We start from the raw sequence: 15,768 nt of genomic DNA, 5'->3' as shown, positions 1-15,768 counted from the left end.
TTTCTTGTCAACATTTGCACAGAAAAGTAAATGATAACTATACGCATTATTATTGTCATTTCAACGCAAGGATTAATTCATTTAAAATACAAATAGATAGAAAAGAACAAATCACCATATTGTTAACAAGGCATTGTTACAAAAAGAACATTCGAGGAATTTATAACAGTCCACTCAGCCCAAGGACGGCAATCGGCAGCGCAATGCCCGCCACCAGTGTCTGAACCGCAATGATGCCCGCCATCAATGGCGCATCGCCACCCAGCTGACGAGCCATAATGTAAGACGACGATGCCGTCGGCAGCGCCTGAAACAGCAGTGCGGCAATCGCCGCTGGGCCAGACAAACCAAAGAGGTGGCAGGCGACGATCGTCACCAGCGGCATCGCAATAAATTTCGCGCATGATGCAATCACTACAGGGCGCAGCCAGCTACGCGCGGCAGAGAAATCCAGCGCCGCGCCCACGCACAGCAGCCCGAGCGGCAGCGACGCCTGTCCCAATGATTTCATTACTGGTTCAATCCCCGGCGGCAACCCTAACCCGGTAATCTGCAAAGTAATACCGATGGCACAGGCCACCACCAGCGGGTTTAGCGCCAGCAGCCGCACGATATTCTTGAATGACGGCGTCCCGGTATTGCCGTAGCGGGCGAAAATCAAGACACAGAGAATATTGACCGTCGGCACAATCGCCGCGTTCGCGACGGCAGCAAGCGCCACACCGTGTGCACCAAATAGCACGGCAGCGGCAGACACGCCAACGTAGTTATTAAAACGGACGCCGCCCTGAAATATCGAGGTAAACGCCGCATCATCAACGGGAAAGAAGCGGCGTACTGCGACTAGTCCGACAGCGACAGCCAGCGTCGAGCACACCAGCGTCAGGATCATCGCCGCTACCGGCACGCCATCCAGACGCGCTGTCGCCAGCCCATGCAGAAATAGTGCGGGAAGCAGAAGGTAATAACCCAGCCTTTCAGCCTGTGGCCAAAATGCCGCCGTCAGAAAAGCGCGCTGACGTAACCACGATCCCAACACGATCAGTAGCGCGATAGGCAACAGCGCCAGCAGGAGCGAGACGATCATTCGCTTGCCTCCAGCGCGGTGACAATCCGTCTGCACCCTTCGACCAAAACCGCCAAATCGGTAGCGAAAGACACACGCAGGTGACCCGGAACACCAAATGCGCTTCCCGGAACCGTCGCGACGCCCGCATCAAGCAGACGCAATGCCAGCGCATTATCGTCACGCACACCGTGAATTTTCGGCAACAGGTAAAACGCCCCATCGGGCGTCATCACGTCGACACGTGGGCTACGGCGTAACTCCGTCAACGCCGCGTCGCGCCGCTGCCGATAGATTACCGCTCGTTCTGCCAGCCCATCCTGCGGCCCTTCCAACGCAGCGATAGCCGCCAATTGGCTGAGCGTGCTGGTCTGCGTACAGTTCTGCGATTGTATCGATGTAATCGCCCGAACCAGTTCCGCCGAACCGCAGCCCCACCCCACGCGCCAACCCGTCATGGCATACGCTTTGGAAACGCCATCAACTACTAGCGTACGCTCTCTCATATCCTCTGCCACCGCCGCCAGCGTGGCATAAGGCTCCGAACCAAAGCGGATGTGCGCATAGATATCGTCCGAGAGCACACGCACCAGAGGATGCTGACGAAGAATTTCCGCGAAGGCCAGCAACGTCGCTGGCTCATAGGTGGCACCCGACGGATTTCCCGGCGCATTAAGTACCAGCCAGCGTGTACGATCACTCAGCGCTGCCGCAAGGGATGACGGTTCCAGCCGAAACCCGTTCCGCGTTTCCGTTGGCAGGATAATCGGCACGCCACCAAACATCCGCACCATGTCGGGGTAGCTTGCCCAATAGGGTGCAGGAATGATGACCTCATCCCCTGGCCGTAGCGTGGCGAGGAACGCATTGAAGATAATCTGCTTTGCACCACACCCAACGGCAATCTGATCATCGCCATACGTTAGCCCACGATCCTGTTGCAACCGCGTCCGAATCGCCTGACGCAAGCGCGGTAGACCATTCGCCGGTGAGTAGGTCAACGGCTGTGCGAGTGCCTCGTGCGCCGCACTAATCACATGCTCAGGCGCGCTGAAATCAGGCTCACCTAATGTCAGATTGATAACATCATGCCCTTCGGCTCGTCGCGCTGCGGCTCGCCGAGCCATTTGCAAAATCGGTGATAGTGGAGGGGAAATAGACTGCGAAGTGGACACCATGAGTTAGTACCTGAAAGTGACGAAACAGGCACTACCATAGCGGGACTTCTGATGAGAAAAAAACGAGATTAAATCGACGTTAACTCAATTATTTCTCATGGATGACATCGTCACTAGACTGTGTTCGAATCGCTTCCGCCAGCGCCGCAGCAAGTCGCGTTGCCGGGCGGTCTTCGCGCTCCAGCAGCACAACACGACGCTGCTGCTGAGGCTCACCGAAGGGGATACAGACCAGATTATCCAAACGGTTCTTCTCCCGCTCGGACAATGGAATCACCGCTACGCCAAGCCCACTGGCGACCATCTGAATAATCGCGTCCTGACTGTCCAGCTCCATATCGGTTTGTACCCGCAGACGCTGGCGGCGCAGCTCGCGATCGATAGTTCGCCCAGCCCAGGCACGACGATCGAAACGAATAAAAGGACGATCTTGCAGGAGCTGTCTGGCATCCAGAGACGCCAGCGCCGGTGGGGCAACGATCCAGAATCCTTCCTGATACAGCGGCGTGCTCACCAGACCAGTTGGGTAGGGTTTTACCGGCTCGGTGGTCACCGCGGCGTCCAGTTCGCCAGCATCAATACGAATTGCCAGCTCCGCCGACATCCCCGAATTCACCAGAACACGCAGGCGTGGATGAGCGCGACGCAATGCGGCCAGCGCGGCGGGTAAAACGCCAGCCAGCGCGGTCTGGATCGCGCCAATTCGCAGGCGTCCGGCCAGTTCCCCACCCTCGCCTAACTCGGCGGCAATGCCGTCATACTGCGCAAGGATATCCCGCGCCTGCTCCACCGCACGATGTCCGGCTTCGGTGAGTACTGGGATGCGACGTGAGCGATCGAAAAGCGACACCTTGAAGTCTTCTTCCAGGCTGCGGACATGTAGACTGACGGCAGATTGCGTCAGGCATACGGCTTCAGCCGCGCGGGCAAACGATCCATACTGAGCAATCGCGACCAATGTGCGTAAGGCTTTTAACGACATCCGAGCGGCTCTCCGACAGAGGCAAACAGGGTAAGCAGTAACAATGTCGCCTTTTTGCAGAGGTTGCAACATACATAGGCGGAGGAGATGAACGGGAGAGATACGCCAGCGAAACAGTGATACGTTTCGCTGACATAAACCGGGCGAGGCTCTGCGCCTTGACGGGGACACAGAGGAATTAACGATATAAAAACGCTGAAGAGTCAGTGAGTAACGTGTAAATAATGTATTTTTTATTTTTTGATGTAAGACCAAATACCATCCCTTACAGGATTCGGTATTATTTCCCTGGTGCGGCGAATATTTGCTTAATTTTGTGACGCTATCGACATATAATTATCGTAAAACGTCGTGGCGTAAAATTATAGCACAAGAATAGAAAACCATAAAAGGTGAAAAACACCCTTGCCTGAAAAAAACAATAATGACAAGCGAATATTTTGCAACTCAATAAATTAGCAAGGTAATTATGATCAATAAAATATTAACCAAGAATAATATAAACATTCATTTAATTAATACCCCTCAAGGAGGGCTGTATGTCACCAGCAGCGGAAAACACGACTGACTACATTCATAATTTGATTACTATGATGGAGTGTTTAAGCGAGCCATGGGGTATTAAAGATTTATCATCGCGGCATATTTACATGAACAAGGCGGCCTATTTTTATACCAGCACACCAGAGAGATTTGATATCGAAGGTCGCTTTGATGATGAATTCCCTGCCAGTTGGGCAGAACTCTCCGATGATTTAAAAGAGCACGATAGACTGACGGAGAATAGTGAGAAACGAGTGACGGTGATCGAAACACATTACTGGTATGGCAAAAAAACACTCACACCTTGTGTTAGCGAAAAGATTCCTATTTTTGATAGAAACAAGATCTGTATTGGAACCATGTGGAGTGCCAGACAGTTAGATTCTCGCTCTCCCTTGATCTATATCAATCAGCAAAAACCCACCGTATTACAAACGGAAATCGCTACCGATGTTTTTACACCGGCAGAGCTCGACATTATATTTCTGCTATTGCAGCGCTTTTCAAATAAAGAAATTGCCCGAAAAATGAATGTCTCGCCGAAAACAATAGAAAACAGAGTCTATAACATGTACCAAAAAACCGACACGCACTCTCTACCTCAGTTCGAAGCATTTTGTCGGAATCTTGGCGTGGATGGTTATATTCCCCACTCACTCATCACGAAAGGCATTCAGTTTATATAAGCGCATATATCCATATGGAAAAAATAGATGACTACCCGGTCAGCCGCGTTCCGCTGAGTGTCCGGCTGCCTTTTTTAAATGTGGCATTAGTGCACATCGGCATGTTAACCGCGCTAGACCAGTTTATGTTAGGTGCGGTGCTCGGCCATTCAATGACGCTGGGCCAGGCATTTCTCGCCATCTTCATTGGCAGCGCCATTTTTGGCGTGGTGACCGTGGGGCTGGGCTATGCGGGAATGAAAGAAGGCATGTCGGGCAGCCTGCTTGCACGCTGGTGCGGCTTTGGCCGTATTGGTTCCGTCCTGATTGGGCTGGTGATCGCCGTTAGCCTCATCGGCTGGTTCGGCGTCCAGAACGCCGTATTCGCCAAAGCGCTGAACTTTGCGATGGCGGATAAGCTCGGTTTTGGCTGGTCTGCTGCGCTGTCCGGCATTGCGTTGACGCTGCTGGTTGCCTTTGGTTTCAGGGCATTACGCTTTACGGCCAAAATCGCTGTGCCGATGTTTGTCATCGTCGTCGGCTATATCTCGATCATGACGCTCTCCGGCCACAATATTGCTGAACTGATCGCCTCCGCACCTAACGGGGAAGCCATTTCCATTAGCGCTGGCGCGACGATGGTCGTAGGCGGCTGTATTGTCGCCAGTTTGATTACGCCCGATATGACGCGCTATTCCCAAAAAGGAAAACACGTTTTCTGGATGACGATGCTGTCGATTATCGTCGGGGAATTTATGGTGAATGGTCTCGCCATCATTATTGCCCGTGCGCTCAATACCGCAGACGTTGTGACGATCATGTCTCAGGCGGCGGGCGGCATCGGGCTGATTGCCGTGATATTTTCAACACTGAGGGTGAACGATATCAATCTTTATTCCTCCTCTTTGGGAATCGCCAATGCGATAGAAGGCGTCACGGGGAAGAAACTACGCTATGTCTCAATCACACTGGTCATTGGACTCATCGGCACACTGCTTTCGGTAGCGGGTATTCTGGACCGCTTTATTGATTTCCTGACACTATTAGGCGTGCTGTTCCCACCGATTATCGGGGTGATGCTGGTTGATTATTATATTTTGCGCACCCACAAGACATTGCTCGAAACCAGCCGTGCCGAAGGCCAATTACCCGACAGCGCACAAACGCCGCTGATTGGCTGGCCGGCTATTATTGCCAGCACTGTCGGTGCCATCGTCGGATTAGCCTTTGAGTGGGGCGTGCCGGCATTTAATTCGTTACTGGCCGCCAGCCTGCTTTATTTGATAATACAGCATTACATCAATAACCATGCTTATTTTAGGAAACTAGAACATAACCAAAAATTAAAATGAAATAGGTAACAAGATAAAATTAATCTATAATCCAATCGGCCTCTTCTTACAGAGGCCGGTATTTTTTACTTAAGCAAAATAGATCCTAAATAATTCGAGTTACATGCAGGCGGCGACGCAGTGAATCCTCGGGAACTTACATCAGTAAGTGACTGAGGTGAGCGAGTAAAGCCAACGTACAGGTAACTTGAAGTATGACGGATATAGGCCATGATGGCCTTGGGATGGGTCTTATCTATCTACGAGGATTCACCCTCGTGAAATAATAAGGCTGATTAGCAATATTCATGCTAGGAAAAGGATTTATGCCAACAATAAAAACACTTCTCACGCCACTAAACTGTCTACTCGTTTTAAGCGGCGCATTGATGGTCAATACGGCAAACGCCGCTGAGGCTTGTGTCGCGGGCAACTGGCAGGTGGATAATTCCATCACCGATATGCCTTCCGTGAAATACCAGACTGAGCACTTTGCCTTCCGCTGGAATAATAACGACGTTAACCGCAATGATGCGGTTGCCGCAGGGCAGAAACTGGAACAAATTTGGGATAAGTTTATTAAACAAATTCAGTTCCCCGAGCCTTATTGCAAACAGACCGTGAAATATAAAGCCAATATTCACATCGATCCTACCTTTGGGCTCAGCGGGGGTATTGCAGGTGGTGGCAGCATGGGAATGTGGATCGGCCCTGCGTCACTCAAGGATAACTGGGGGCTGGCGCACGAATTTACCCATGCGCTGCAAGGGCAAACCGGCGGCTTCCAGAGTTCGGGCGATAACTACGTTGGCTGGATTTGGGAATCCCACGCGAACTGGATGACGCACCAGATGGATGAATTCCGCGGTACGTCGGCACACTGCTCGGAAATGCAGGTCAACTACTCGCATATTTATCTGGGTTCAACACGTAACCGCTACTGCAACTGGCAGTTTATGGAATACCTGAAAAACCGCTTTGGCTATGGTGCCATCAACGATATGTGGGCAAAAGCGCCGAAATGGGGCGAAAGCGGTCAGTCTACCGCCGATCCGCTGTCTATTCTGCGCACCAACATGGGCTGGAGCCAGTCTGAATTCAACGATGTCTTCGGCGACTGGGCGATGCACAACGTCAACTGGGATTACGTCGATCCAGACGGTTTCGACCGTGGCCGTTTTTACCGCTCAACCTACGGCAGCTATGGTGCGGTCCAACCCAACCAGAATAACGCTGACCGCTTGCTGAGAACCACTGCGCTTGAGCCCGTTGTCGGTGCCAGCGCCAGCCTTCGCCGCTTCTCCGTGCCGTTCGATCAGGCTCCGCAGCAGTTAGGCTACAACATCGTCAAACTTATCCCAGAAAGCGGTGCGACGAAAATCACCGTTAAATTCCGTGGCATGGTGCAGAGTAAATCGGCCATTACCCGCTTACCTGGGCTGAAAAACGATCCGGCAACCATGCCACAGCCGAATTCTGACTGGCGCTGGGGTATTGTCGCTGTCGGTGCAGACGGCGTTTCTCGCTACAGTGAATTGCAGCGCGGCGCATCCGCCACAGTGAAAAACTTCACTATTCGTCAAGACGATCGCGGCATTTACATGGTGGTCATGGGCACACCGTCGCAAATGCAGAAGATCAAGTGGGATCAAGCTTACTACTCCCTTTACCGCTACCCGTGGATGGCTGATTTCACTGGCGTCTGGCCGGAAGGCAGCCAGCCTGGTGCGCCGAATCCAACCGCTAACGGTTCTCGTCACGCAAACGGCGGCGGCTGGGTATCCAACTCAGCCAATGTTGCCCCTACCGCGTACGTCGGGCCTTATGCTCGCGTCATCGGCGGGACGGTGAGAGATAACGCCAGAATTGAAGATCGTGCAACGATTCTGAGCGGAACGGTGGAAGGTCGCGCCGTTGTCGGCGGCCTGACGGTGCTACAGGGTAATACCGTGGTACGCGATAACGCGCGACTGCATACGGTCTTCATGGGGCCGGGTGCGTTTGAGCGCGGTATTGTGCTGTCAGGCAATGCGCAAATGCGTGGAGATGCGGAAATTCGCGGCGCTTCCGCGTCGCAGGGCGTGTTCTATGGCTTTATTGATGAGAATGAAGTCAGAAGCAGCGAAGCCGGTGCTTACCTGACCGATGCCGTGCCAGAAGTGACGGCCGTTCCGGTCTATAGCACGAAGTAATATCACGACAGAAAGGGAACCGACTCAGAACCACGTTATGTTGATTCTCAAAATAAGTCGGCTCCATAAATAAACAGGCCGCCCTATTGGCGGCCTGTTTCATACGATGCATAGCACAGACTTTTAGAACAGTGCGCCGGGCGGCACGTCTTTATAGGTATTCAGGTAAGCCGCCAGCATTTTTTTAAAGAAGTTACGCACTTTTTTCACCTTGGTTTTACTTAACTTATTGTTTAACTAAGCGATGGAATGACTTTTTAGCGATGACTTGTCTTAATGGCGGTGCCCCGCTTTATGGTGATGAATTGTACACTCTTGTTGAGCAAAAGCACATTTTTTGTGACGTAAGTCACACAATAAAATTCGCCGCCCCTCTCCCCCAATCCACCCTATACCCACGCTGATTTTCTTTTGTTGCGAATCATTACCATCAGTGACCAATACGCCGCTGGCTATGCTATGCTCATGATGAAAGACGAAATTTTAGTCACTGTCCGTTATTAATTGAGCGCCATGCACTGTCGGCTAGCACACTTTTTCACGCGCAGTCACCACGGTTTCGCCATTGGTTATTCGCTGATGAAGGCCCATTCCTACCCCCATGGAAACCTGGAAACTTAACCTCTTCTCTGCCTGGCTGGGATGTTTTTTCACCGGGCTGGCCATGAGCCAGATATTACCCTTCTTGCCGCTGTACATTGAGCAGCTTGGCGTTCACTCGCACGAGTCGCTGAGTCTGTGGTCCGGTTTGATCTTCAGTTCGTCTTTTCTCATCTCAGCCGCCGTTGCACCACTGTGGGGAAGCCTCGCCGATCGTAAAGGGCGAAAGCTCATGCTGCTGCGCGCAGCACTCGGCATGGCGATCGTGATGTCATTGCAGGGGCTGGCGACCAACGTATGGCAACTGTTCATCCTGCGGTCACTCATGGGGCTGACCTCCGGGTACATTCCCAACGCGATGGCGCTGATTGCCTCACAGGTTCCGCGTGAAAAAAGCGGCTGGGCACTAGGTATGCTATCGACCGGGCAGATTGCTGGCGTTATTCTCGGCCCCTTATTCGGCGGCTTTATGGCCGACTATATCGGGCTACGCATCGTCTTTTTCATCACCGGTGGCCTGTTGTTTATCAGCTTCCTGATCACGCTTTTCGCGATCAAAGAGAGCGTGGTTAAGGTCACCAAAGAGAATCGACTCAGCGGAAAAGCCGTCTTCGCTTCGCTGCCGTATCCGGCGCTCATCATCTGCCTGTTCATTACGACGATGATGATCCAGATGGCGAACGGCTCCATCAGCCCGATCCTGACGCTGTTCATCCGCGATCTGGCTCCCGGCACGGACAACATTGCCTTTATAAGCGGCGTGATTGCGGCCATTCCCGGCGTGTCCGCCCTGTTATCCGCACCGCGACTTGGCCGTTTAGGTGACCGAATCGGCGCACATCGCGTCCTGATCGCCGCACTGGCGATCAGCGTACTGCTGTTCCTGGTCATGGCGATGGTACAAAGCCCTACACAGCTCGGCATACTGCGCTTTCTGCTGGGCTTTGCCGATGGCGCACTGATGCCAACCGTGCAGGCACTGCTGGTCAAATACAGCAGTCAGCAGGTGACGGGCCGTATCTTCGGCTATAACCAGTCATTCATGTATCTGGGCAATGTCCTCGGGCCGCTGGTGGGTTCCGGCGTCTCCGCCCTGATGGGCTTCCGCTGGGTATTCGTCATCACCGCCTGTCTGGTGCTGTGCAACACAATCCAACTCTTTTTCGCCTTCAGAAAACCGCGCGGAAAAGGATAACGCTCCAGCTAAAAGACAATTCTCCGGCCAGTGATTCAACTGGCCATTCATTTTTCTCAGTTAGCGCCCACCACATGTGCCCTCCCCTTTCTCAGGGTATTCCCCCCTTTGTTATAAATGATGTAAAAACATCAAAAAAACTTATTTTTTGACAAAAAATTACCACCAATGCGTATCCAAATGAAAAATTAATCACATAAATGTAAAAAAAATTAAACAAACCCTACCTATATTGGCTGCTTTGTTTCGGCGCCACGCGAATTGCCCTGTTCAGAAATGCAGACATTCGCGCCTGTAGGGAAGTGAGTAATGAGAAACTGGAACGAACCAAAGAAGCAAAAAGCCCACATCGATTTGGTTCCCATGATCGATGTGATGATGTTCCTACTGGTCTTCTTTGTACTGATCAGCATGAACGTCATTCCCGCGCTAGGTCTGAAAACGCAGCTCCCCGCCGCAGCCAGCGCACAACAACTTAAGCCGCAGAAAAAAGCGATCATCACGCTTGGCGCACAGGATCATCTTGAGCTGGACGGACAGCCGATGGCACTGAGCGATCTCGTGACGACGCTGCAACAGCAGCAGCAAGACCAGCAAACCACCATCATTATCAACAGCGATAAAAGCGTCGAGGTTGAGCGTCTGGTAGCCGTCATGGATACCCTGCGTCAGGGTGGGTTCTCGTCCATTTCTATCGCTACCCGGAAATTGTGACATGTATCAGCTCTATCGCTCACGCCACGCCATCAGTTGGTTGCCGCTGCCGGTGTTTGCCACCTGCCTGTTCTTCGCCAGCCAACAGCCGCCGCTGAAAGTTCAGCAGCACTACGACGAAACGGTCATGGCGATCACGCTGGCTGAACCGGAGCCGATTCCCCAGCCCGAACCGCTCTCTGAGCCAGAACCGGAACCTGTGCCACAACCTGAACCGGAGCCGATTCCGGTTAATGAACCCGATCCGATTATAGAAGCACCGCCGGTTACTCCCCCTAAGCCGGAAGTGAAGCCGAAGCCTAAACCCGAGGTTAAGCCCAAGGCGGAAACCAAACCTAAACCGACGCCCACACCCGCCAAGCCGACTACGCCACGCCCGGAAGCCCCGGCCAAGCGCCCAACACCGGCAGCCCCTTCCGCACCGTCGGTGAATGTCGCCACGCTGGAAAACAGCTATGCGCAGGCGCTGCGCGCGCAGCTTGAACAAACCAAACGCTACCCGACCGGGCGACAGGCATCGCTTGAGCGTCCCGAAGGTCGCGTTGAAGTCTGGCTGGAAGTCGATCGCACAGGACGAGTTATCGATTCAGGCATCAGCAACAAAGCACGCAGCATGCTGCTTAACCGAGCAGCGCAAGCCAGCTTACAGAGCATCAAACAGGTTCGGGCCTTCCCCGCCGATGCCTTTGCAGGACAAAGCACAAAACGCTTTTTAGCCACGTTCGATTATCAGGCGCAGTAGCGTTTCGCACCTGAGCAAGAGAGTGAATCAGCAAAAATAACGTCAACAGCATGTTGGCAGATAACCTAATGATAAAACTAGGATATTAAATGAAACCGTTCAAATTTTCTGGGGTATGTTTGTCCGTCGTCGGCGCATTACTGGCAGGCTCCGCGCTGGCGGAGGAAGCGACAGATGTCGGCACGATCAACGTACAGGGACAACCGCTCGGCGCAGGATTAATGGTTCAGGAAGACAGCGCCAAATCGCGCTCGACCGTGACAAAAGACGCGCTGGATAAGATGCCCGCCGCAGGCAACGCCATTGATAAACTAAAATACACTGCGGGCCTGAACGTCAGCAGTAACGATTCCAGCGGCTTAAGCGGCGTCAGCTATACCATGCGCGGCATGAGTGCGGATCAGGTCGGCCTGTCATCAGACGGCATTCCCGTCAATGATTCCGGCGACTACGCCGTGTATCCGAACGGCATGGGCGACCCGGAAAACCTGGAGCAGATCTTCGTTACCCAAGGTTCATCAGAAATGGATGGCCCGCACATCGGTGCCAGCGGCGGCAACATCGGGCTGGTTTCCCACCGTCCGGCGAAAGAATTTGGCGGCTTCGTTAAGCAGACGTTCGGCAGCAACAACCTCAGCAAGACCTTTGCACGTCTGGAAACCGGCAAACACAACGGCTTCAGCAGTTGGCTTTCTTATTCGTATACCGATTCCGACAAATGGCGCGGTGCAGGCTATTCCCGCGCCGATAAAGTCGAGTGGAACGGCCTGTATGAACATGAAAATGGCCACAGCAGCAGCCTGATTGTGAAATACAATCAGCAAGATACCATCAACTATTCGACGCTGAGCAAACAACAGTTCGAGCAAAACGGGCGTAAGATGGATTACGCCACGACCCCGCTTTACAACAGCCGTGGACAGATTTCCCAATACTACAAACTCAACCGCAATAACTTTGAAACGCTGAATGTCACGTTCACCCAGAAGTTGCAGCTGCGCGATAATCTGGCGCTGACGTTACAGCCCTACTATTTCTCGACGAACGGTGGCAGTTTTGGCAGCGGAAGCGCCAGCGTGTTATCCGCAACGTCGGACCGTGCAGGCAACTACGATCTCAGCAACCTGACCTCCAACACTTATTATCGCCCGTCGTGGACGGAAACCTGGCGACCGGGTATCACCACCAAGCTGAAATGGGATATTAGCGACGAGCATAGTCTGGATATCGGCTACTGGTTCGAGCGTGCCCGCCAGCGTCAAACGCAGCCGTTCATTCCGATTAAGAGCGACGGCACTCCGGTTAACATCTCCGGAAAACCCGGTGATGCGAATCAGGTCACCGACGCGAACGGGAACGTGGTTCAAGGCCGTAACCAGTTTACCGTCACGCCAGCACATAAAATCTGGATTCAGGACACCTGGTTCTTCTCCCCAGAATGGACGTTCACCGGCGGTCTGGCCTATCAGCACGTAGAGCGTGACGGGACTAACCTCGGCAGCTTGTATAACGTCGCAGAGAAAAAGAACAAGAAATACCACGAGTTCCTGCCTAGCTTTAACGCGGCTTACCGCATCAATACCGAAAATCAGGTGTTCTATAACATCACGCGCAACATGCGTACCCCGCCCAACTACGTCTTGTATAACGTTGGCGATTCCATCAATACCAAGCCTGAGCTGAGCTGGAATCAGGAACTCGGCTGGCGCTTCCAGGATGAGAACATGCTGCTGAGCGCCTCGCTGTTCTTTATCCGCTTTACCGATCGCCAGATCTCCAGCCGTAACGCCGCCGGCGATTACGAAATGATCAACGCTGGGAAAGTGGAAAACAAAGGGCTGGAACTGGAGTGGAGCGGCAAACTGCCTCATAACTTCAACTACTTCGCGGCTTATACCTATACCGATACCACACAGAAAAACAATCTCGCCACCGGCGGCAGCCAGCTCCCCACCACGGGCAAGCAGGTCGCCAACGCGCCGAAAAATATGCTCAACCTCGGGCTGGGCTATGACGACGGCCTCTACTACGCCGGTGTGAATAGCCGCTACGTCGGATCGTTCTACGGTGACATGACCAATGACGAGAAGATCGGCGGACGTACCGTTTTCGATCTCAGCGCCGGTGTCTATCTGCCAGTGGATAAGAAGATCGTGAAAAGCGCCACCTTACGCTTTGGCGTCAACAACCTGTTCGACAAAGAGTATCTCGACTCCGCGCGCTCAGTGAGCTTCAACTCACGATCGTATAACGGCGTATCGGCTGGCACACCGTTTTACAACGTCGGGGAAGAACGCACCTTCAGCGCCTCACTGGAAGCCACGTTCTAATCCAATAACGTAATACGCCAGCGCGGTTTCCCGTGCTGGCGCTCATCACAAACAATGCTTAACAAGGCAACAAAAGGATCAGGCCATGAACGCCGATATGCTGCACGAGATTATTTTCTACGTCATGTACGCCTCACTGGTGATCGCCCTGATGATCATCATCGAACGCAGTCTCTATTTTTCCTATACGCATCGGCAGGCCAAACGTCTGGAACGCGCCCTGACGGCAGATATTCGCCATATTCACGATCTGCCGGACGCACTGACTCAGCGCCCCAGCCTGCCTATCGCCGTCGTCACGCCAGTTCTGGCACAGTCGCATCAGGCAGAAAACCGCGATGCGCTTAACGACCTGATCGACGCACAGTATCTGCAAAGTAAGCCGCAGCTGTCGCGCGGATTGTGGGTTCTGGAAACCGTCGTCACCGCAGCACCGTTACTGGGGCTGCTAGGCACCATCATGGGGATCATCGAAACCTTCAAAGCCCTGTCCGCTGCGGGAATCTCCGACCCAAGTCAGGTTTCCGCCGGCATGGGAACCGCGCTGTACGCCACCGGGCTGGGCATCGCCATCGCGCTGGTTTGCCTGCTGGGGAATAATTTCCTGCAAAGCCGAATGGAACACATCAGCGAAATGCTGAAAGTCCTGCTGATTCGCGCCGGAATGCCGCATACTCGTCAACAGAAAGCGGGCTCTGCTGTGACGCACAGTGCCGTTACGGACAATGCCATGACAGACAAAGCGATAGCGGAGAAGCGCTATGCTTAATCGTTGTGGTTTCATCCATCCGGGGCAGCGCTGGAAGCATTGCATCAACACACTACTGACAGGAGGCGTATTGTTTATTGTGAGTGCGTCAGCTCATGCCGACACTAGCGGCTATAGTATTCCCGGCTATGAATTAGTGTATGACGCCCCGGTGGAAACCACGCTGACCGCCCCCGATTTACGCCCCAGCGACGCGGTGTGGATATCGCTGTTTGATAAAGCACAGCACACCATTGAACTGGGCCAATTCTATGTCGCTAATCAGGCTGGAACACGCTTCGATAACGTCTTACAACATCTGCGTGCAGCCGGAGAACGCGGCGTACGAATCCGCCTGCTGCTTGAAGAAAAAGGGCTAAAGATTTCCACGCAGGACACGCTGGAACAGCTCAAAACGATTCCGAATCTGGAGCTGCGCGTGATTCCCTTTGAACGCCTGAGCGGCGGTATTGTGCATGCCAAATACCTGCTGGTTGATGGCAAGCAGGCCTACATGGGCAGCCAAAACCTTGACTGGCGGGCGCTGGAGCACATTCACGAAACGGGGTTATTAATCGACGATCCTCGCGTGGTTAATCAAATTAGCGCTATTTTCGAACAAGACTGGCAGGCACAAGCGCGACTGACACACGGCGAAACCGTTGCGCCGCTGCCCGCAGCAACGCAACCCGCTGATCGTTCGGGCAACTATCTGGTTGCCAGCCCCAAAGCGTTCAATCCCGCTGGCGTGATAGATTCCGAAGAAGAACTCCCTCGTTTGCTGGCCGAAGCCCAACAGCAGGTTCGCATTCAGGTGATGGATTACGTCCCACTCTCCTACGGTCCGGATAAAACACGCCCGTACTACGCGGTTATTGATAACGCGATTCGCACCGCCGCCGCACGCGGCGTACAAATCGAGCTGATGGTGTCCGAATGGAGCACCAAAATGCCGAACATCGCCTACCTGAAAAGTCTGGCAATGCTGCCCAATATCCAGATAAAAACGGTGTCGATCCCCCAAGCCAGCAGCAGCTTCATTCCTTTTGCCCGCGTGATCCACAGTAAGATCATGACCATCGACGGCAAGAAAGCCTGGATCGGCACCAGCAACTGGAGCGGCGGCTATCTGGATAACTCGCGCAATCTGGAGATGGTGATTCAGAACCCAGCGATGGCGCAGCGAGTAGACATGCTCTATACACAACTGTGGAACAGCGAGTACGCGCATCCTCTGCGCATTGATTATGATTACCCGCGGCCCGATCCGGGTGGTATCACTTCGTCCACGACAGGCGGCACGGTCAACGCACCGTAGCCACCACCAGAATGACATGTGATGGGGAATAGCATGAAGCACACGTTGTTAGCACTGCTGGTTGCCGGATTTCTGCGGTGATTTAGAGGAACCATTTTCTCCCTGAGTTCATCGCTTATACACTAACTAATGTCTACCATTTTAGCCCTCAGGAGTGATCACTA

The 15,768-nt window shown here is 53.1% G+C and carries 13 protein-coding genes; 9 read left to right on the top strand and 4 right to left on the bottom strand.

Features of this window, described 5'->3' with window-relative positions:
• Positions 1–160: 160 nt before the first annotated feature.
• From LOZ86_RS05500 to LOZ86_RS05490, 3 genes are all read right to left on the bottom strand, one after another.
• The gene (locus tag LOZ86_RS05500; RefSeq protein ID WP_039513151.1) at positions 161–1,087 is read right to left on the bottom strand and encodes an AEC family transporter; all 927 of its coding nucleotides are present in this window, start codon (positions 1,085–1,087) and stop codon (positions 161–163) included.
• Entirely contained in the window at positions 1,084–2,244 is a 1,161-nt protein-coding gene (locus tag LOZ86_RS05495) for a pyridoxal phosphate-dependent aminotransferase (RefSeq protein ID WP_039513153.1), read from the bottom strand. The genes LOZ86_RS05500 and LOZ86_RS05495 overlap by 4 nt, the downstream gene beginning before the upstream one ends.
• Before the next feature lie 88 nt (positions 2,245–2,332).
• On the bottom strand, positions 2,333–3,226 hold the full coding sequence (locus LOZ86_RS05490) for a LysR family transcriptional regulator (RefSeq protein WP_039513156.1): 894 nt from the start codon (positions 3,224–3,226) through the stop codon (positions 2,333–2,335).
• A 539-nt stretch (positions 3,227–3,765) separates the two neighbouring features.
• Here LOZ86_RS05490 and LOZ86_RS05485 point away from each other — a divergent pair.
• From LOZ86_RS05485 to LOZ86_RS05475, 3 genes are all read left to right on the top strand, one after another.
• Positions 3,766–4,455: a helix-turn-helix transcriptional regulator gene (locus tag LOZ86_RS05485; protein WP_039513159.1), complete on the top strand. Its 690-nt coding sequence runs from the start codon at positions 3,766–3,768 to the stop codon at positions 4,453–4,455.
• 14 nt (positions 4,456–4,469) lie between these two features.
• On the top strand, positions 4,470–5,786 hold the full coding sequence (locus tag LOZ86_RS05480) for a purine-cytosine permease family protein (protein ID WP_039513161.1): 1,317 nt from the start codon (positions 4,470–4,472) through the stop codon (positions 5,784–5,786).
• A 305-nt stretch (positions 5,787–6,091) separates the two neighbouring features.
• On the top strand, positions 6,092–7,957 hold the full coding sequence (locus tag LOZ86_RS05475) for an Svx/AvrXca family virulence/avirulence protein (protein ID WP_230242948.1): 1,866 nt from the start codon (positions 6,092–6,094) through the stop codon (positions 7,955–7,957).
• Between the two features lie 123 nt (positions 7,958–8,080).
• Here the strand turns inward: LOZ86_RS05475 and azuC are convergent, their stop codons facing one another.
• Positions 8,081–8,137, bottom strand: a complete 57-nt coding sequence (gene azuC / locus LOZ86_RS21495) for a stress response protein AzuC (protein WP_125176151.1) — start codon at positions 8,135–8,137, stop codon at positions 8,081–8,083.
• Between the two features lie 421 nt (positions 8,138–8,558).
• On the opposite strand from azuC, the gene LOZ86_RS05470 reads away from it, so the two are divergent.
• The 6 genes from LOZ86_RS05470 to LOZ86_RS05445 all read left to right on the top strand — a co-directional run bounded on the left by LOZ86_RS05470 (position 8,559) and on the right by LOZ86_RS05445 (position 15,604).
• Positions 8,559–9,752, top strand: coding sequence for a multidrug efflux MFS transporter (locus tag LOZ86_RS05470; protein ID WP_039507691.1), 1,194 nt, complete (start codon positions 8,559–8,561; stop codon positions 9,750–9,752).
• Positions 9,753–10,061: 309 nt separating this feature from the next.
• Positions 10,062–10,466 (top strand): ExbD/TolR family protein, encoded by a 405-nt coding sequence (locus LOZ86_RS05465; protein WP_039513164.1) that lies wholly within the window; start codon positions 10,062–10,064, stop codon positions 10,464–10,466.
• A gap of 1 nt (position 10,467) precedes the next feature.
• Positions 10,468–11,208, top strand: a complete 741-nt coding sequence (locus LOZ86_RS05460) for an energy transducer TonB (RefSeq protein WP_230242947.1) — start codon at positions 10,468–10,470, stop codon at positions 11,206–11,208.
• 89 nt (positions 11,209–11,297) lie between these two features.
• A complete protein-coding gene (locus LOZ86_RS05455; RefSeq protein ID WP_039513167.1) occupies positions 11,298–13,538 on the top strand; it encodes a TonB-dependent receptor family protein in 2,241 nt (746 codons plus the stop codon).
• Positions 13,539–13,623: 85 nt separating this feature from the next.
• Positions 13,624–14,307, top strand: a complete 684-nt coding sequence (locus tag LOZ86_RS05450) for a MotA/TolQ/ExbB proton channel family protein (RefSeq protein ID WP_039472087.1) — start codon at positions 13,624–13,626, stop codon at positions 14,305–14,307.
• Entirely contained in the window at positions 14,300–15,604 is a 1,305-nt protein-coding gene (locus LOZ86_RS05445) for a phospholipase D-like domain-containing protein (protein ID WP_039513170.1), read from the top strand. Before LOZ86_RS05450 ends, LOZ86_RS05445 begins: the two co-directional genes overlap by 8 nt.
• Positions 15,605–15,768: the final 164 nt, after the last annotated feature.

The sequence above is a fragment of the Pectobacterium parvum genome (assembly GCF_020971565.1).
Lineage (GTDB): Bacteria > Pseudomonadota > Gammaproteobacteria > Enterobacterales > Enterobacteriaceae > Pectobacterium > Pectobacterium polare.
This window is presented reverse-complemented; position numbering and strand designations above follow the sequence as displayed.